Origin of the sequence: Bacillus sp. OV322, assembly GCF_900112495.1 — a bacterium.
In the GTDB taxonomy this organism is placed as follows: domain Bacteria; phylum Bacillota; class Bacilli; order Bacillales; family DSM-1321; genus Peribacillus.
In genome coordinates this window covers 379,083-398,095 of the sequence record NZ_FOMA01000002.1, presented here as the reverse complement: position 1 = coordinate 398,095, position 19,013 = coordinate 379,083, and the positions used below count along the sequence as shown (strand labels likewise).

19 protein-coding genes are annotated in these 19,013 nt (G+C 40.3%); 2 read left to right on the top strand and 17 right to left on the bottom strand.

The genetic code is table 11. The annotated features are described in order from the left end of the window. Positions 1 to 8 precede the first annotated feature (8 nt). From BM126_RS06195 to BM126_RS06120, 16 genes are all read right to left on the bottom strand, one after another. On the bottom strand, positions 9 to 1,883 hold the full coding sequence (locus BM126_RS06195) for a motility associated factor glycosyltransferase family protein (protein ID WP_177201331.1): 1,875 nt from the start codon (positions 1,881 to 1,883) through the stop codon (positions 9 to 11). Then, a complete protein-coding gene (locus BM126_RS06190) occupies positions 1,873 to 2,472 on the bottom strand; it encodes a DUF8042 domain-containing protein (protein ID WP_090988700.1) in 600 nt (199 codons plus the stop codon). The genes BM126_RS06195 and BM126_RS06190 overlap by 11 nt, the downstream gene beginning before the upstream one ends. A 361-nt stretch (positions 2,473 to 2,833) precedes the next feature. Further along, positions 2,834 to 4,078 (bottom strand): flagellin N-terminal helical domain-containing protein, encoded by a 1,245-nt coding sequence (locus BM126_RS06185; protein WP_090988699.1) that lies wholly within the window; start codon positions 4,076 to 4,078, stop codon positions 2,834 to 2,836. A 143-nt stretch (positions 4,079 to 4,221) separates the two neighbouring features. Further along, positions 4,222 to 4,458: a carbon storage regulator CsrA gene (gene csrA, locus BM126_RS06180; RefSeq protein ID WP_090988698.1), complete on the bottom strand. Its 237-nt coding sequence runs from the start codon at positions 4,456 to 4,458 to the stop codon at positions 4,222 to 4,224. After that, positions 4,458 to 4,907 (bottom strand): flagellar assembly protein FliW, encoded by a 450-nt coding sequence (gene fliW, locus BM126_RS06175; protein WP_090988697.1) that lies wholly within the window; start codon positions 4,905 to 4,907, stop codon positions 4,458 to 4,460. The genes csrA and fliW overlap by 1 nt, the downstream gene beginning before the upstream one ends. A gap of 11 nt (positions 4,908 to 4,918) precedes the next feature. Further along, positions 4,919 to 5,494 carry a DUF6470 family protein gene (locus tag BM126_RS06170; RefSeq protein ID WP_090988696.1) on the bottom strand — a complete coding sequence of 192 codons (576 nt, stop codon included), beginning with the start codon at positions 5,492 to 5,494 and terminating at the stop codon, positions 4,919 to 4,921. Positions 5,495 to 5,540: 46 nt separating this feature from the next. Next, positions 5,541 to 6,404, bottom strand: a complete 864-nt coding sequence (gene flgL / locus BM126_RS06165) for a flagellar hook-associated protein FlgL (RefSeq protein WP_090988695.1) — start codon at positions 6,402 to 6,404, stop codon at positions 5,541 to 5,543. 14 nt (positions 6,405 to 6,418) lie between these two features. Next, the gene (gene flgK, locus BM126_RS06160; protein WP_090988694.1) at positions 6,419 to 7,996 is read right to left on the bottom strand and encodes a flagellar hook-associated protein FlgK; all 1,578 of its coding nucleotides are present in this window, start codon (positions 7,994 to 7,996) and stop codon (positions 6,419 to 6,421) included. A 74-nt stretch (positions 7,997 to 8,070) separates the two neighbouring features. Further along, positions 8,071 to 8,562 carry a flagellar protein FlgN gene (locus BM126_RS06155; protein WP_090988693.1) on the bottom strand — a complete coding sequence of 164 codons (492 nt, stop codon included), beginning with the start codon at positions 8,560 to 8,562 and terminating at the stop codon, positions 8,071 to 8,073. A gap of 64 nt (positions 8,563 to 8,626) precedes the next feature. Continuing rightward, positions 8,627 to 8,890 carry a flagellar biosynthesis anti-sigma factor FlgM gene (gene flgM, locus BM126_RS06150; protein WP_090988692.1) on the bottom strand — a complete coding sequence of 88 codons (264 nt, stop codon included), beginning with the start codon at positions 8,888 to 8,890 and terminating at the stop codon, positions 8,627 to 8,629. 247 nt (positions 8,891 to 9,137) lie between these two features. Beyond that, positions 9,138 to 9,542, bottom strand: a complete 405-nt coding sequence (locus BM126_RS06145; protein WP_090988966.1) for a TIGR03826 family flagellar region protein — start codon at positions 9,540 to 9,542, stop codon at positions 9,138 to 9,140. 79 nt (positions 9,543 to 9,621) lie between these two features. Further along, positions 9,622 to 10,311 (bottom strand): ComF family protein, encoded by a 690-nt coding sequence (locus BM126_RS06140; protein ID WP_256212993.1) that lies wholly within the window; start codon positions 10,309 to 10,311, stop codon positions 9,622 to 9,624. After that, complete coding sequence (locus BM126_RS06135; RefSeq protein WP_090988690.1) at positions 10,304 to 11,695, bottom strand: ATP-dependent helicase ComFA; 1,392 nt, start codon at positions 11,693 to 11,695, stop codon at positions 10,304 to 10,306. Before BM126_RS06135 ends, BM126_RS06140 begins: the two co-directional genes overlap by 8 nt. Positions 11,696 to 11,788: 93 nt before the next feature. Then, positions 11,789 to 12,631, bottom strand: a complete 843-nt coding sequence (locus tag BM126_RS06130; protein WP_090988689.1) for a DegV family protein — start codon at positions 12,629 to 12,631, stop codon at positions 11,789 to 11,791. A gap of 453 nt (positions 12,632 to 13,084) precedes the next feature. Next, entirely contained in the window at positions 13,085 to 13,771 is a 687-nt protein-coding gene (locus tag BM126_RS06125; RefSeq protein ID WP_090988688.1) for a response regulator, read from the bottom strand. A gap of 53 nt (positions 13,772 to 13,824) precedes the next feature. After that, positions 13,825 to 14,967: a sensor histidine kinase gene (locus tag BM126_RS06120; RefSeq protein WP_090988687.1), complete on the bottom strand. Its 1,143-nt coding sequence runs from the start codon at positions 14,965 to 14,967 to the stop codon at positions 13,825 to 13,827. 720 nt (positions 14,968 to 15,687) lie between these two features. Here BM126_RS06120 and BM126_RS06115 point away from each other — a divergent pair. Together BM126_RS06115 and BM126_RS06110 are read left to right on the top strand one after the other, a co-directional pair. Then, positions 15,688 to 16,320: a YigZ family protein gene (locus tag BM126_RS06115; RefSeq protein ID WP_090988965.1), complete on the top strand. Its 633-nt coding sequence runs from the start codon at positions 15,688 to 15,690 to the stop codon at positions 16,318 to 16,320. Between the two features lie 162 nt (positions 16,321 to 16,482). Then, on the top strand, positions 16,483 to 17,493 hold the full coding sequence (locus BM126_RS06110) for an LCP family protein (RefSeq protein WP_090988686.1): 1,011 nt from the start codon (positions 16,483 to 16,485) through the stop codon (positions 17,491 to 17,493). A 285-nt stretch (positions 17,494 to 17,778) separates the two neighbouring features. Here BM126_RS06110 and BM126_RS06105 read toward each other — a convergent pair whose 3' ends face one another. After that, the gene (locus BM126_RS06105) at positions 17,779 to 18,834 is read right to left on the bottom strand and encodes a glycosyltransferase family 4 protein (RefSeq protein ID WP_071351786.1); all 1,056 of its coding nucleotides are present in this window, start codon (positions 18,832 to 18,834) and stop codon (positions 17,779 to 17,781) included. Between the last annotated feature and the right edge of the window lie 179 nt (positions 18,835 to 19,013).

The window sequence follows — 19,013 nt, the reverse complement described above, 5'->3', positions numbered from 1 at the left end:
ATTAAACCTCACATTTTTATGCTATTTTCTAAACAATGATCGTTTATAGATTTATTAAGCTCCTCAAAGAAAGGAAGCACAAATTGATATATCGCTTGGCATTCATTTAAAAAATTACTAAATAACTCAACCACAGATAGACCTTTTTTCTCTAAATTACCTTCAAATTTGATTGTTTGAATTTCCTCTTCTAATCGTTTCGTATGAACTCTAAATATCGGGGCAATAAATGAATTATAAAATTCATTATTCCAAAATTCATTAAATGATTTATCAAACTTGTTGAATTTTCTTTCCATATTTTTTAGTTGTTTCTTTTGAAGATAACTATTAATCTCTAATAAGTCACTAGCAACCATCTTCATTTGCTTCTCAAATAAACCGGCCGTTTCCTTAAGTTGTTGATTCTTTATATTAATATAATCGAGATTATATTTAGAATTCCCTTTATACCACTCTTTATCAATAGTATTTTTTTGTGTCAATTTGGTGGAAATCACCTCTTGAAGAGTTTTAAAGGACGCCCCTTGAATATTTGCCCCACCTTTAGTTGTATTGATAACATCAATCTTGTGAAAGAACCCTATATACATTTCCAATTCTCTACGCATACTATTATATCCGTCATCTGTATAAACACTATTACCATTAACATCCTTAATTGTTATTAATTTTTTCTGTTGTTCTTCAGATAGTTCCGTTGAAATAAAATCATATTTGATACCATTTGCATATCGCTTATTGTGTTGAAAGCTAAGATTCTGTCCTGCTAAAATAATGGGATTACACTCTAGCTTGCATAATACTTGAAACATCACTACTGCAATAGAAGGCGCATCTAAAACAATATCCATTTCTTTATAATCCTTAAAGAATATTTGAGAAATTGAATCCTGATTCATAATCATATGAAGCATATTTCCAGGATATCCGTCTAGTGTTTCAAATCCAACACTGCTTCCAAAAATAAGAGGAATATTTTTTATGCCTCTATCTTTTAAAATTTGTATAACTTTGTAGTTATGGCCCTGTGGGTCATATGTACAGGCAGCATCTGGGTAAATACCATTTTCAATTAACGCGTTTATAGCGGAACCCACTGAGAATATATATGCCAAACCATTTTCTTTTATATATCTCAGGTTTTCTATTTCTTCATTTAGAGATGGCCCAGCTGCAACTATAATAGCAGGTTTATCTTTAAAGACTGTTTTATCGATATCTTGTAAAATATTTGGCGTTTTTATAACCACAGGAAAATTTTTAATAGAATTGATGGTCCAGCGTTTTTGAAATGAAACATTAGTTGCCAAGTTACTTTTTTTACCTTTAAGTAATTCCTTTAAAGTATTCAAAATTATCTTTTCTTCATTACTATACTGTTTAGAAAGAGATGGCAATGTATAGACAAAAATTTTTTCATCTTTTTTATTAGTTATTTTCTGTAACTCCAGACGTATAGCGTCATTATTTTGTGAAGTTATGAAGCTCTTTATTTGACCTTTTGTAAAATCACTCAAACTTTGAAATGCTAAAAAATTATGCAGCACCTCTAAATTAGGTTCAAATATTGAAATTGAAATATTTGGATATCTTTTTGAAAATTCCTTAATATGATAGCCAAGTCCTGTGCCTACAAAAATAATATGATTATATTCATCGAGCCCCTCTAACTGATCTATCATTTTGATCGCTTCATTTTCAGGGTTGTAGCGGCTATGAATATAATTATGGTTATTATTATTCAAACAAATTTTCATAGTTGGACTTCCATTTTTTGATGGTTCAATAATAACTTCTTTTCCTTCTTCAATATTATTATTTATTTGTTCAAGAAGCATACGATGGTGTAATCTCAAATAATTACGATTTTCAATTAGCATTACAAACATTTCCTTTTACATCTATTGTCATATTAATTTTCTTTTGAAGTAATTCAAAACCTGGCAATAATTCATATTGAAGAGTATCCGCTATTAAAATGTAGTCGGCAACTTCAATTGCCTTTGCTAAATTTTTTACTTCCCCACTAATAATATCACTAATTTCCAAGTAGCTATTCCAATTTATTGGCTTACTTTCCAATTTGCTGATACTATCGAATACTTGGTCAATCCATTGTATTCCCTCCAGCAGGTTATTAAATTGTTCCCAGGTTTGCATATTTGGATTACTGTAAAACCCATTCGTTAAATTAGAAATTTCTGGGATTGCACCTTTTAAATAATTATTTGTACTTACTAAAAAATCGAAAATATACTCTTCTTCTGTCCTGCCAATTACCTCTATTTTTTGTACTCTACTAATACTTTTCTCAAGGAATTGGTTTAATTCCTCATATATTTCTATTCCATCGGCAACTATATGACTATAATATGATTTCCCCAGCCAAAGATAAATCTTTTCTAAAACATTTTCCACAGAGGGTACTTTATCATAATATACTTTTTTATCTTGAAATTGTAACTCCACTAAAAATTCCTCCATTGATTCTTTATCAAAGAATTAATTTCTCATTATTTATATATTTTATTCATTTAATATATCGGTTTTCTTTTTTAATTTTTCATCTTATTCACAACAAGACATTTAGGTAATTTATTCCACACTGATAACTACCAATACCAATTATATCTTGAGGAAGTAAAACTGTTTTGTTCTTTTGTAACAAATGCAATTAAATAAGGGTTCACTGTAACAAGTTAATTAAGTTAATTAAGTTAATTACTTTAATTTGAATTGTTCGATTAGGAATCTAATGAGTTTTTTAAACAAAAAAAGACTGTAGACAACCTCGTCTTTTCGAGATTGTCTACAGTCTAATAAAAGGCTATTAACGTAACAATTGAAGTACGCCTTGTGGCTGTTGGTTAGCTTGTGCAAGCATTGCTTGTGCAGCCTGGGAAAGAATAGAGTTCTTAGTTTGGTTCATCATTTCTTTCGCCATGTCTACGTCACGAATACGAGATTCAGCAGCAGTCAAGTTTTCAGAAGATGTTCCAAGGTTGTTGATTGTGTGCTCTAAACGGTTTTGGTTAGCTCCAAGTTTAGAACGTTCAGCTGATACTTTATCAATAGCAGCTTGAATTGTAGTTACTGCAGAAGCAGCACTAGAATGTGAGCTTACATTAAGAGCTTGCTCAGTTGTTGTGTTGTTTGTACCGTTTGTAACAGCTAATGTAGCATCAGCTGATCCTGAAGTGGAGATACCCAAAGCCTTCGCCCTCATATCGGAAATATCAAGAGTTAAGCTTTGATTTTCGTTAGCTCCAATTTGGAATTTTAAGCTCTTAGCCGGAGTTGCAGCAACACCTGAAACAGCTGCAGCACCAGCAGTTGTTGTAGAAACAGATAGGCTTGATCCAGAAACAGTTGGAGCTGATGAAGATTCTTGACCTGATTTTTGAGTTAATGTAACAGTTGCATTTGCACCTGAACCAGTAACACTAACTGTGTATTTTGCTGATAATCCACTGTTACCAGAGATTGCAGCCTTGATTGTATTTGCATCTACACTACCAGAACCAGATGTAGAAATACCTGAAAGAGCTTGACCATCTAATGTGATGGTAACTCCACCTGATACTGTAGCAAGATCTCCAGTTTTGATCGTGTATACACCAGCAACAGCATCTTTAGCCGGTACTGCAGCACCATCATGATCTCCGTTAAGTAATTTTTGAGTATTGAACTCAGTAGTGTTACCAATACGGTTGATTTCAGAAGTTAAAGAGTTGATCTCTTTTTGGATTTCTCCACGGTCTGAACCTGTATTAGTATCGTTACCTGCTTGTACAGCTAGTTCACGCATACGTTGTAGGATGTCATGTGTTTCATTCAAAGCGCCTTCAGCAGTTTGGATCAAAGAGATTCCGTCTTGAGCGTTACGAGAAGCTTGGTCAAGTCCGCGGATTTGTCCACGCATTTTTTCAGAGATCGCTAGTCCAGCTGCGTCATCACCAGCACGGTTGATACGAAGACCTGAAGATAGTTTCTCCATTGATTTAGATTGAGCATTTGTTGCAGAGTTTAATTTATTGAAAGTATTTAACGCTGCAAGATTGTGATTGATTTGCATTTGTATTTCCTCCTTGAGTTTTAGCCCACATCCATGTGGTTTAATTTTAGGGGAACAGTGATTAAGTCGGCCGCCTCTTCACTGCTCACCCTTACATAGATAATATCGTCTGTAATTAATAATTATTTAGCAAATAAAAGAGTTTATTTGTTTTTTTTCTTAAAGTAATCATTTAGGCTGCTTAATAGATTAGACTTCGCATTCATGGCAGCGCTGTTTTCCTGCTGGATGGATAAATAAATTTCTTTCCTGTGGATGTCAATATCTTTTGGTGCTTGGATGCCAAGTTTAATCTGTTCTCCTTCAACAGCGACTATTGTAATTTCAATATCATCGCCTATCATGATTGATTCGCCCGTTTTTCTCGTTAAAACTAGCATTATAAGCCCACCTCATTGATTCGTTCTGAGGAACAGATAATTTTATGTCTGGTTGTATAGGCACCCCGATTGATAATATATTGTTTGCCCAGCTGACTTTTTGTATTGATGATAATTGGAGCCTGCAGATTTGCAGTTGTTTTATTAAAAGGCTCTTTAATAGTAAGAATGACAAAAACTGCAACATGTTCATTTGACTGGATTTTCAGGTTCTCCATTACTTCATCTGCTAAATCGAATTCATACTCTTTAAAAAAAGTGAAAGGATCAGCCATAATAAATGCCGTATTTGCAGAGTTGATTGATTGAAGCACATAAAATGGACTGTCTTCCAATGGCAGCACACAAAAACCCTTTTCCTCGATAAATCCTGGTATCCCTGATTCAAAGGTTAAAATATCGTCTTGTTTAATTTCTTGCTCTCCGTGATACTTTGTTGTAATGTTCATTTTTTCACCCTTCACTCACTTTTCTTTGGAAATATATTTATAAAATCTATATCAAGGCTGTTATTCTGCAAAATTTCCGGGGTTACTTTTCCTGGTGTGTACGTGTGGATTGGTTTTCTAGTTTCTGCACTTATGACAGGTCTTTGCTGTTCTACTTGAATATTAACTCTCCCAGGCTCGTAGTTTAATCTAACACTCCCATAAGAAGGAATCCAGCCGATGTTAAATTGCTTTTCTGGCCTTTCGCTATTTTGCCTAGCCTGAGAAGCAATTGGATTTCCTCCATTTTCAATGGAGGCTAATTCACGCCCCTGCTCTGCACGCCTCGCTAATCCGCTCAGCCAGTCCTGGTAGCCATTTTGTGCAAACTCTTCCACTCTTTTTGATAGATTTTTTAAATCCAGATCTTCTCTTGCTTTTGTCTGATCAATGGTCAATTGCCCTGGTGTAGTCTCCATTGTCACAATAGCCTGAGGCTGCTCTATGGATTGTATGGCCTGAGGCTGTTCTATTTCCTGCTTTGGCTGCTGTATGTTTAATCCTAATTGTACAAATTGTGACTGCAATCTGATCTGAGGCAGCTGCATCGTCTTTCCTCCCTTATAAAAAAAGCTATCTCATGAAAGATAGCTTTTACCTTAGAAAATCCATTAGTGACGGCTGAATGATTCTGGCACCAACACTGAGGGCTGCCTTTTGGACGCTTTCCTGAGTGGTTAGGTCCATAATGGCTTTTTCAATATCGATGTCTTCATTCTTCGAAAGAACCTGTGTAGCGAAGGTCTCCTGCTGGCTGAGACGGTCTTCCATCAGCTCCACCCTATTTTGCCTTGCACCAACCTGTGCACGGACAGAAAGCACCTGATTAATTTTATCATCAATGCCCTTAAGCATATTGCTGATGTTTGGATCATTATTTTCTAAACCGGCAATTAACTTATTAATGCTGCCATTAGGATCTTTCAAATCTCCAAAAAGTGCAGATCCATCAGTATTTACCTGCAGCTTAATGCCTGAAAACACCTCAAGCTCAATACTTCCGCTGCCGTAATTACCGGTATCAGAGGGACGGACATTCGTTTGCTGGCCGTTAAAAATATATTTATCGCCAATCTGGGTATCCCCAATATTTACAAGCTGCTCTTTTAACTGTTTTACTTCTTCATTAATGCTTTTTCTTTGGTCACCTTCAAGGGTGCCATTACTTGCCTGTACAGTCAGCTCCCGAATCCGCTGAAGAACAGATGTCGCCTGATCTAGAGCGCCGTCTGTACTGTCTACCCAGTTTTTCACTTCACCGATGTTTTGTGAAAACTGCTGTACCTGGTTTAAGCCTTTGCGATAGTTCATGCCCATCATGACGGCAACAGGATTATCAGAAGGCTTGGAGAATTTTTTTTGAGTGGAAATCTGCTCCTGCAGTTTCCCCATCCGGTCATAGCTGCTGCTTAAGTTCCGCAGCATATTACTTGTAAGCATTGATTGTGTTACACGCATCTTAGTTCACTCCTTTATCTTCCGCCTGTTCCCATGCCGTTGATTATTTTATCGAGCATTTCATCGACGATTGTAATGTTTCTTGCAGAAGCATTGTATGCCTGCTGGAACTTGATCATATCTGTCATTTCTTCATCAAGCGATACAGAGCTTACAGACTGCCTGTTTTTATCTACAGAGTCAGCAAGCACCTGTGAGTTTGAGGAGTTTTTTTGAGCACTCTGGGAGTTTACCCCAAGCTTGCCGATAAGCCCGGCGTAGAAAGAATCAAAGCTTCCTGTTAAGCCATCCGGCAATTTATTGGCAGGATCTTTATAAAAAGCATAATCACTGAAATTTACCTTTTTTAAATCAGCAAGAACTTGGGCATTTCCGTTATCTCCGGAAGCTCCGCTGTTTTTTCCTGCTGCGATATTGACGGGATTATCTAAAATTGTCTTAGAAACAGTGATAGACTTCGCTGCATCTCCCGCAGTAAAGCTGAAGAAATTCATCCCTGACTTCGTCGAAGCACCAAGAGCGTATCCTTCACTATGAATCTTGTTAAATTCATTCGCAAAAGCCTCTGTCATTTTATTCAATTGATTCAGCATATCAGGGTATGTTCCCTTTGCTTCGCCCGTGCTGCTAGTATAGCCATAGCTTTCAATAGCCCCGGCAAGCTCACCGGAAAAGTTCATGTCTGTTACTGTTTGGGCTCCAATTGTCACACCTGTAACAGCACCCTTAGGATCTGAAGATTTTTCATAATTAACAGTCAGCTTATTTACTGCCTTCATTCCATCTTCAGAAGTAACAGGAATCAGTTCGATGGCTGGACTATATGGCTTTCCTTCTTTATTTATCAGTTCTATGTTATACAAGCCTTCTGCGATAGGCTTTGCGTTTCCGTAATTAGCTGGCTTAACAGATGAAACCTTGATATTGATCATAGAAGATAGCTGGTCCACTAACGCATCCCGCTGATCATAGAGATCATTAGGCAGATAGCCGTTCGGCTCGACAGATGCGATTTGGTGGTTGAGCTGGTCTATGTTATCAATAATCGAATTAACGCTGCTTGTTTTTACATCAATTTGGTTCCCGATATCAGTCTGGATGCTTGAGAGCGAGTTGTAGTAATAATTAATGGTATCAGCGACCATCTGGCCGTTTGCTGCCACAACGTCACGTGCACCGGAGTTTTCCGGATTGCTCGATAGTGTCTGGAGTGAATTCCAGAACTTCTCCATTGTGCTTTGCAGCCCGCTGTCAGAAGGTTCATTCATAATGCCTTCCATTTTAGAAAGAGAATCGCTTAGCGTTCCATAATAACCGACTTTATTGCTTTCGCCTCGGTACTGGGTATCCAGGAAGCTGTCACGAATCCGCTGCACGGCGCCTGCCTGTACACCGGTTCCCATTTGGCCTGGTATTTGCGGGGCGTTCATCCCTACAGAAGGAAAAGAAGTGGTTTGTGTGAAGTTCACCCGCTGTCTTGTATATCCGGGGGTATTCGCATTGGAGATGTTGTGGCCTAGTGTATAAAGCGCGCTTTGCTGGGCTGTCATGCCTCTGCGTGCTGTTTCAAGTCCCATAAATGTAGAAACCATGAGTGTTTGTCCTCCTAACTGTATGTAACGCGGTGCCTATTAAGCCAGGAAGCAAACAGGCACATGTCTTCTTCTTATGCTTTTGAATCAAACATCCCAGTTGATGCCTGACTATATTTTTGCTGGACCGGCTTTTCATAATTGAAATTCTGATTACTCGGCCTCAGCATATCTAATGTTAAATTGACGAACTGCAGAGATTGATAGATGAGCTGCTGATTCAGATAGTTATTCTCCTTTAGCATGTGCGCTTCCTCAAGCAACTGTGCTTTTAATGCTTCCAGCTGTGCTTTTTCTTTATCTGAAGAAGTTTCTATCACATCTGTAATGGTCGCTGTGTTCTGTAATTGCCCTTGTTTCAGCAAATAGCTTTGAACCGCTCTTTCTCTTTCATTCTCGGTAAGCTCGATCGCTTTTATATGCTTTTGTTCATCCATCAGCAGCTGGCTGAGGGCGTCCATGTCGCCTTCTTTGATGATGTTTGTTTTTCTTTGCGCCAGGTTATTCAGGCTTATATGAAGCTTGATTAATTTTTGGAGCGCTGTGATGATATTTGCGGCGGACATTGTTTTCCCTCCCCTGCTGATGTGTTAATTTTTGGTCTGGTAAACGGACGGTTTTCCCGCCTCTTTATTTTTTAAAGTGATTTAGGATGCTTTTAGCGGTTTCTTGTGCATTTAATTTGTAGGTACCATTTTGCACCTGAAGCTTCAATTCCTCTACCTTTGCCTGTCTTTGGGCAGGAATTTGTGAAGTCTGCTGCAGTTCTTTAGCCGTTGATGAAATTTCTACTTTATCAGACGCCTTCACTGCCTGTTTTGTTTGGTCGATTTTGTTTGCTTGGCGATTGTAAGGGTTTACCCCTGAAGCACCAAAAGTATGATTAATTTTCATTACGTAACCCTCTCTTTCAGCCGATTTATATTTTCTCCCTAAAAGTATTATCGGACACCATTAAAATTTTTTTATCACATTTTATAAATTTATTATTGACAAAATTTTTACCCTGTTGTCGAAATAAGGTCTTTTATCCTACAACACAGGGACCTTTGTCATAATATCTCTTCATCCTTCTATTTTACTTGAGTTTCACGAAAAAAGCCTGCAGATCGATATAGAAATATCTGCAAGCTCCATGAATTCACTTGGTATAATACGTGGCTTTTTTTGAACGATCTTGTATTTCGCGCTGGCGGTTTTCTTCTTTTTCAAGGTTATAAATATCAGAACGAAGGGACTTTGTGCAGTCCCCGCAAAGCTTGCCTTCACGGATTGATTTGCCGCATCTTTCACAGGGAATGCCAAGATTCGGAAACTGGGCAACCCGGAGTCTCCCGCTTTTTATAAACCGGATGATCAGCGTCTCTTCCACTTCAGTAGCTTTCACTACCTGCGCCATGGTGGCGGTTCTGTTATCTCTTTTCCGGATAAATTGATATACTTTATCAAACTTTGCTTCTTCTTCTTTATAGCAGCTATCGCAAACTTCACGAAAATTGCTTTTCACAAACAGTGAATCACAGTTTGGGCAATTGCTTAATTCCATCTCTATTCCCCTTTTCATGTACCATTCTCTGATTTTTATATCGAACAGTTTTAGGGAAAAGTGAAGAAGTTTTTTAAAATTATCTGGCAAGCGTGAATGACTGAACCGAACTTGCCCCCGCTAACATCAATTCTTTTGCTGCATTCCTAATTGTCGAGCCGGTTGTATATATGTCATCCAGCAGCAATATATTTTTTTCAATCACAAAATCAGGACTTTTTACCTGAAAAATTTTCTTAATAATCATCCGTTCTTTTCGCGATTTTTTTGACTGCTTTTCACTGTGCACTCTTGCCAGAATATCATTGCAGCTGAAACCCGCACATTCCGCGAGGGCTTCTGCCTGATTGAACCCACGCTCAAACAATCGTTCCCTGCTTAACGGGACAGGAACAAGCAGATCATACTCCAATTTCGGCAAAGCAGCCTTTATATAAGAAGAAAACGCAGAAGCAATCGCATAATCGCCCCGATATTTATACTTCGCGATTGTTTCCTTTAAAAACTCATTATAGTGAAACAGAGACACATTTCTCTTCAGGATACCATTCCATTCCGGGTCCTGCTCCCACCTGATGCAGTCACTGCATACATCTCCCTCCCTGAAATCATCTTCCAGCACCCTGCCACACATAGAGCATGTTTCACCACTAAGGAATTGCAGCTGATCCCTGCAAGTTGTACAGACACTTTCTTCTTTGTTCAAAAATAGACTATTCCATGTTATAGGCTGCTTCATTTCAGTGTCACACAGCAGGCAATTACTCATCAAGCAGTCCTCTTTTCCTCGCCTCAGAGTTCATGTGTGAAATGTGATGGACTGCTGAAACCATACTGTTTGTTTTACCATAATGAAAAAAAGTAACATTGCCGCTGTAATGCTGGGAGCTCCTGCCGACCCGGCCGGAAATCTGGACAAGCGCACTTTCTGAAAACACCTCATGCTCTGCTCCAATTACCGCCACATCCAGCCTTGGAATCGTAACACCGCGCTCGAGGATGGTCGTTGTTAAAAGCCCAGGGACTTCACCTTTGCGAAGAGCGGATACCTTTTCCTTTCTCTCTGGATCCTGAGAGTGAACGGAAATTAGCCCTTCATGAAGATGCTGAAAAAGTGGAAGAACACTTTCCATCATGACAATGCTCGGGAAAAACAGCAGAATCGGTGTTTCTGCCTCAAGGCGTTTTTTTACCCATTCCTTGATAGCGGCCGGAATTACTTTTTTTAAAAATTGTTTAGGGTAATTGCCGCACCACTTCATCTCCGGAACAGGAATCGGTTTTCGGTGATAGCGCGCCGGAATGGTGACATGTGCGAGCTTGCCTGACCTGGCTGAACTTTGCATCTTTTTTGAAGGAGTGGCGGTGAGGTAAATGGTTGAGGATTGAGTTTTTTTTGATTTGTCGGCAGCATACTGAAGAGAGGGATCCATCGAGTAAGGAAAGGCATCGACTTCATCAATGATGATCGTATCGAAGGCCTGCTGAAAGCGGAATAGCTGATGGGTGGTCGAGACTGTTAGAGGGGCAAGCATATGCCGGTCTTCGCTGCCTCCGTATAGGGCAGCCACATCAATACCTGGAAAGGCCTGCTTCAGCCGGGGAGCGAGCTCTAAAACGACATCTGTTCTCGGAGTGGCAATGCAAACACGCTTTTCTGATTTCAGGGCTGTTTCTATCCCCTGAAACAATACCTCAGTTTTCCCTGCACCGCAGACTGCCCAAACCAGAACCTCTTCATTTCTGGTTACCGCTTCGGCAACTGCTTGGGATGCTGTTTTTTGTCCTTGGGAAAGCGTGCCATCCCATAGCATAGGATGTTCCGGTACAGAGAAACTGTAATGGTCGCCAGCCCAGCTGTACAAAAGCGAGCATTCGCTCACCCGTCCCATCATGATGCAGGAACGGCAATAGCTGCATATCTTTCCGCAGCGTTTGCAGGGAAAGGAATAAAACAGCCTCTGCTCGCGGCACCCGCACCTCCTGCAAACAAACCGGCCCTTTTCCCTTTCAACACCTGGAATACCCGAAACATAACCCTGTTCCTGATGATACCCAATCGTTTCAAGCGGGAAGGGAATTTCTTCAGCAAGAAGCGAGCGGCCATATAAATGCTTCTGCAGTTCTTTTAAAAAAGGAAAATCTCTTTTCATGTAACACCTCCAGGAAATCCATTCGGTGTCTTCTATTGAAATTCCTGCCTAATAAAAACAAACAGTCCTAAAAGGACTGCTTGCACCAAAACATTATACTTTGTACCAGCCCATCCCCATCGCGCCTTCTCCGATGTGGGTCCCGATGACCGGTCCGAAATAGGAAATGCCGAATTCAGCATTCGGGATCTCTGCCTGAAGCTCATCACGCCATTGCTTCGCTTCTTCTTCACACATAGCATGAATGATGACTGCTTTGTATTGCCCGCCATCCTTTGCGTCTTCGGCCAGCAGGTCCGAAATGCGCTTTAGTGCTCTTTTTCGGGTCCTGATTTTTTCAAAAGGCACAATCACCTTATTTACAAAGTGAAGCAAAGGTTTAACCTGAAGCAAACTTCCGATTAATGCCTGTGCACTGTTCAGCCTTCCTCCCCGCTGCAGATGGCGGAGATCGTCAGCCATAAAGTACGCACGTGCCGATGCTTTCATCTCTTCAAGCCGCTTCAGGATTTCCTGCGGGCTTTTGCCGTCCTTCGCCATGCGGGCTGCCTCAATAGCATAAAAGCCCTGCACCATGCAGCTGATTTCCGTATCAAACGCATACACATCAAGATTATCGACCATGTCCCCTGCCGCAATGGCTCCCTGATAGGTACCGCTGATGCCGCTCGACAGATGAATGCTGATTACATTGTCATAGTCCTTCGCTAGCTCCTCGAATTTCTCCACAAACTTTCCGGTCGGAGGCTGCGAAGTGGTCGGAAGCTTGTCTGCCTTTTTAACTTCTTCGTAAAATTGCTCCGATGTCAAATCCACCTCTTCCAGGTAAACCTCGTTCCCGAAAACAACTTGAAGCGGAACCATATGTATGTCAAGCTCATCACGCACATCTTTCGGTATATATGCAGTGCTATCCGTTACAACTGCCGTTTTCATAGAATAAAACCATCCCTTATAAAAAATAATGAGCTTCTATAAATATATATACACCATTCTATCTGAAAACCATCCATCATGCATTATATAGTTATCCCTGGGTGGTTTTTGAATTTTTGCTGACTTGGCAGCCGTATTACCCTGCTTAAGTTACGCTTTTCATTAAATGAATGACGTTTTCTTAAAAAGTCACTCTAAGAACATATCACTCTTTAAAAAAGCAGCTTTATTCTGAAGAACTGTTTAAAAACAGTATATAATTTCCAGTCAAATGGATAATTGATTCAATTAGGCCCTGATTCGAGCCAAATCGAGTCCCATTCGAGCCAATTCACCCTCCATTAGAGCGAAATCCCCCTTGATTCGAGCCAAACCTTAAAGATACAGCAAACCAAAAAAACCATAAAAAAAGCCCAGCCCCATAGGGAGCCAGACTTCTTCTAACATAATATATTATTTCACTTCCACCCAGCCGTTTTTAATCGCAAGGACTACGGCTTGTGTGCGGTCGTTTACATTCATTTTCTGCAGAATGTTGGACACATGGTTTTTGACGGTTTTTTCGCTTATGTATAGGGTTTCGCCTATGCCGCGGTTGCTTTTTCCGTCAGCCAATAGCTGAAGCACTTCGCATTCGCGTCGTGTAAGCAGGTGCAGCGGCCTTCGGATTTCAGGGCCAAAAGATGACTTGCCGCTGTCAGAGTTCGGCTCTGTAGCAAGTCTGCGGTACTCTCTCACCAGGTTATGAGTGACCTTCGGATGAAGGTAAGAACCTCCGTCTGCTACAACCTTGACTGCCTCTACCAATGCATCTGCATCCATTTCCTTTAAAAGATATCCCTGTGCGCCTGTTTTTAAAGCATGCTGCACATAGTTTTCATCGTCATGGATGGACAGGATGATTACTTTTGTCTCCGGATATTGGGAGATCAGCATCTTTGTAGCTTCGATTCCGTTTACTGTCGGCATGTTGATGTCCATCAATACAACATCTGGATTGTGTTCTTCAACAAGGCTGATTGCATCGCTGCCATCGTCGCCTTCTGCCACAACGTCGAAAGAATCTTCGAAGTCTAATATTCTTTTTACACCTTCACGAAAAAGCTGATGGTCATCAATAATGATTATATTTGTTGTCATGGGCTTCGCCCCCCTAATTCTACGTTTTTCTGTTTTTTTAAGTTATGCTTTGCTTATACTTTTAAAGGTACCTGGATCATGACAAGCGTGCCTATGTCAGGCTGGGAATTGATCGTGATTTCTCCTTCAAGAAGATCCACACGCTCTCTCATTCCCATCAGGCCGAACGAGCCTTCTTTTTGCTGTGAGGCGTCAAATCCGCTGCCGTCATCCTTCACCATGACCATGACCATTTCGCGTGTCATCGACAGCTTGACCGAAATGTTTTTCGGACTGGCATGCTTGATGGCATTTTGGATGGATTCCTGCACAAGCCTGAATAACGCAACTTCCATCTTCGGAGGCAGCCGCTTTTCTTCCCCGAGATTTATGAAGCTTAATGTAACATTTTCATTATAGTCTTCGGTTGTCTGCAGATATTTTCTTAGGGTAGGAATCAGACCAAGATCATCCAGTGCCATCGGGCGCAAATCATAAATGATTCTGCGGACTTCATAAAGCGCATTGCGGACCATGACCTTCAAGCTCTTTATTTCTGTCATGGCTTCACCGGCACCGCGGTCGCGGTAGACCCTCTCGATCAAGTCAGAACGCATCATCACGTTCGCCATCATTTGGGCAGGGCCATCATGGATTTCGCGGGAAAGCTTCTTTCGTTCCTCTTCCTGGGCTTCAATAATCTTCAGTCCAAAGTCCTGCTTCCGCCGTGCATCCTTAAGAGCCTCGCCAACCTGTTTAAGGTCACTCGTCAGATAATTAAGGACAACGGATATTTGCGAAACAAGATGATCAGCTCTGTCGATCGTTTGCTGCAAGCCTTTTAATCTTCTTTCAAGATCATCGCGCCGTACACGAAGCTGTTTTTCGAGCTGACGGTTCATTTGCAGATCAATCTGCAGCTTATGCGCCTTTTCGTAGGCATCGCGAACCTGTTCTTCTGAAAAGTTATTAAAGAACATGCTAACCTCTGAAAGCCGTTTTCTGGCATAACGGGCTTTTGTGTCCAGAGAATCACTTTCGTCAATGACTGTCGAAACCCGCACCCTGATTTCTTCTAGCTCTTTAGAAGACTCTTCAAAGTCACGGCGGCACTGTTCTTCAATTTCGAAGATCTCAGATTTGCTGTCACCTACAGTTTTCACCATGGTTTCTAATATCATGTCCAAAGAATTTATATCTAATTGGTTAATGGACATCAGGATTCCTCCGCTTATATGAACAAATTGGTTTATGTAAGTGATCGTATCCATTCTCGCTGTATTCAGTAAACCCATCAATGAAAAACAACCTTTGTTGACAGCTGACTTTACACTTATTTCCTCTTCATTGTAACAAATATCAGAGCAAATACGGCGAATTACTGTAAAAATATTAAGAAAAGAGATACGATACAAGAAGCGATATATTTTGTAAAAAACACATCGCACACAATGCATAGAAATAGATTAGTATATCCTTTATCCTAATCCATTCTATACAAAAGAATCAAATGGAAGAATCTTTATATTTCGTCCATATATTTCAAAACCCTGAGGCTATTATGCAGTTAAAACCTTTGATATCCCTGCAAAAACGGGTAAAGAGCCATGAATGTCGAAAAACATTTCTTGATTTTTTATGGAAAATATTCTTTTAAGCATACAACACTATTTTACGATAGTAGTTTCATTGAACATTAGTACTAATTATATCATGCAATTTTCTTGAGTATATTAAAATTCTTTTACATTCCGTTACCTTTACATTACATTCGACCGATAAATGAAGGAAACTATTCATTATAGTAAAATAGTCTTATCACTAAAAACCACTTCGATAGGTCTAAATACTCACTAATGATATTTAGAACAATAACAAAAAAGGCCCATTGCCATAATTCAATATGCGGGGAAACCCCAATGGAAAGGAGAATCATTTTGCTTCCACAATATTTGACTGTAAAGGGACAAGGCGAAAATGAGATTGTAATAGAGCGGTCGCGGTTCATTGCCTCCATCGCCCGAACTGAAACAGAGGAAGAAGCTTTAGCATTTATCCAGGAAATCAAGAAAAAATACCGAGATGCCACTCACAACTGTTCAGCCTATATGATCGGCGAACAAAACCTGATTCAAAAGGCGAATGATGACGGTGAGCCTTCAGGGACGGCTGGGGTGCCAATTTTAGAAGTATTGAAGAAAAAGAATTTGAAGGATACCACTGTTGTAGTGACCCGTTATTTCGGCGGCATTAAGCTAGGGGCAGGAGGGCTGATCCGCGCCTACAGCAATAGCACATCCGAAGGTATTGAGGCAATCGGCGTTGTTGAGAGAACACTTACGGCCGTCATGCATACAAAGCTAGAATACACCTGGCTTGGAAAAGTGGAAAATGAGCTCCGGTCTTCATCGTTTCCTATTAAAGAGATAGAATATCTTGATTCAGTCATCTTCCAGACCTATGTCAGCACAAGCGAGAAACAGCAATTCATCGAATGGATGACAGAATTGACGAACGGGCAGGGAATCATTACTGAAGGGGAAACCATCTATCTTGAGACAGATGTTTAGCCTTGATTTCATTTATTACAGTGTCACTCCTTATTTGTAAAGAAAATTTTATTTTACGGATGGTGAAATTCAAGGTAAAATGAATTTTGATTTACAACTATATCATCTAGAAAATGAAGATGGCAGTTTTAGAGCTGCTGTTTTTTTAAAGGAGAAGTAACAATGGCAAGAAGGCGTGTGTACAAGATTAGGAAAAGAAAGAAAAACCGCAGAAAACTTTTACTGTTTCTCGTTCCCCTATTCATCCTTGGCTTAGGAGCTTCCGCTTATGCGGCTTCCATCTATGTGAAGGCAAAAAGCGTGATGGACGATTCCTACAAATCTATCGGCACCTCAGATAAGCGCAAAACGGCTGTCAATCCAATGGCGGACAATGTGTCCATTCTATTCATTGGGGTAGATGACAGTACTAAGCGTAAATTTAATGGCCATGCCAGATCTGATGCCCTTATGCTTGCCACTTTTAATAAAAAAGAGAAATCGATTAAACTGCTCAGCATCCCGCGTGACTCTTATGTATACATTCCAGGCAAAGACAGGTATACAAAAATTAATGCGGCCCATGCATACGGCGGACCAAAAACCACTATCCAGACTATAGAGCACTTGCTGGACGTACCCGTTGATTATTATGTCCGCATGAACTTCAATGCCTTCATCGATGTAGTGGACGCTTTAAACGGCATTGATGTCGATGTACCGTATGATTTACGCGAACAAGACTCTAAAGACCATAAAGAAGCCATTCATTTGAAGCCGGGCATGCAAACCCTTGACGGTGAACAAGCTCTCGCACTTGCCAGAACAAGACACCATGACAGCGATATCCAGCGCGGCGAACGCCAGCAGCAGATATTAAAAGCGATCATGACAAAGGCAACATCTGTCGGCGCTGTTACCAAATATACAGACGTCATTCAGGCAGTAGGAAACAACATGGAAACAAATCTTAAGTTCACCGAAATGAAGTCGTTCTTAAGCTATGTAACAAGCGGCGCAGGACTTAACATTGAAACTATCAAACTCAAAGGCGCCGACAACTATACAGACGGCATCTACTATTATAAGCTTGATGAAACATCTGTCGAAGAAGTGAAAGCGACCCTGCAGAAGCATTTGAATGTCACCTCTAAAGATGACACAAACGGTTCAGCAGACAGCTCTTCCTACTAAACGGCGAAACCCTCCGCAAAGACTGCGGAGGGTTTTTTTTATAGGCCTCTTAAACTTGCCGGTAGATTGGAACGTAGGGATGCTTCGCTATCCAATCAACCTAGTGCTATTTAAAAATATTGACCTATCTTCACAAGACCAGATTTTGGTTTTAAAATGGGAGAACACTGGGGAGCTATAAACATGAAAAGCAGTTTGCCTTCCAGGCCAAATGTCTGTATATCTAATATAAAAAAGCGCCCTAATCAGCTCGTTCTTGAACAAGAAGATTAGGGCGCTTTTTTATTAAGGCTTCTCTTTTCTCGGTGCAAACATCTTCAGCAGTGGCTGGTAGTTCGATCCGATCAAGCCTACCTTTTCTACTATTATTTCAATTGTGATTAATAGAATCGCAACAATCAGCAATGCCCCCCATTGGGTAGCGAAGGAAAAGATAATGGCCGCTAGCCCAAATGATGCAGCAAGTGCATAAATAAGGACAACCGTCTGTTTATGCGAAAATCCGACATTTACTAAGCAATGATGCAAATGGGACTTGTCCGGTGCCGAAATCGGAGTTTTGTTCACCAGTCTTCTGATGATGGCAAAAATGGTATCTGAAATCGGTACACCAAGTATAATGATCGGTACAATCAATGAAATGACTGTAATATTTTTAAATCCTAATAGTGAAAGGACAGCAATGATATATCCAAGGAACAGCGATCCTGTATCACCCATGAAAATCTTGGCAGGGTGAAAATTGTATTTCAAAAAGCCAAGTGAACTGCCTGTTACAATTAAGGAGATTGTTGCGACAAAAATGTCTCCCATAACAAGCGCCATGACGGAAATCGTGACCAGTGCAATGGATGAAACACCTGCTGCCAGCCCGTCCAGGCCGTCAATAAGGTTAATGGCATTTGTGACTCCTACAATCCAGATGATTGTAATTGGAATGCTCAGCGCCCCGAATTCAAGCTCTCCTCCGAAAGGAAGATTGATGAACTGAACCTGGATGCCGCCCCAGAAGATAATGATGAGGGCTGCGCCCACCTGTCCGGCAAGCTTCATTTTAGCGCTTAATTCATAAATATCATCAAAAATTCCGATTAGGACAATCAGGCACGCGCCTGCTAAAATTGGCAAATAATTTTCATTTGGAACATCCGGCCGAAAAATAAGAAACGAAATCGCAAAGCTTAAGAATATCGCTAAGCCGCCCATCCGCGGCATGATCTTCTGATGGACCTTACGTTCATTCGGCTTATCGGTAGCTCCCCATTTAAAGGCGAGCTTAGATACAAACGGAGTCAGTACTATTGACAGGAAAAAAGCTGTCAACAAGGCTCCTATCAACATATGACCCACCTCTTCATTCTGCATTCATCATAATCGTGTAATACCCTGTTCTTTACAATGTCGAAACCACACATATATATTTGCTTTACAAAATTTACATAAATTCAATAAATAAATCACTCTCAACTACAAATTATATATGTTTTCAACAGAAAACACTACAATAAGTTTTCATGCCT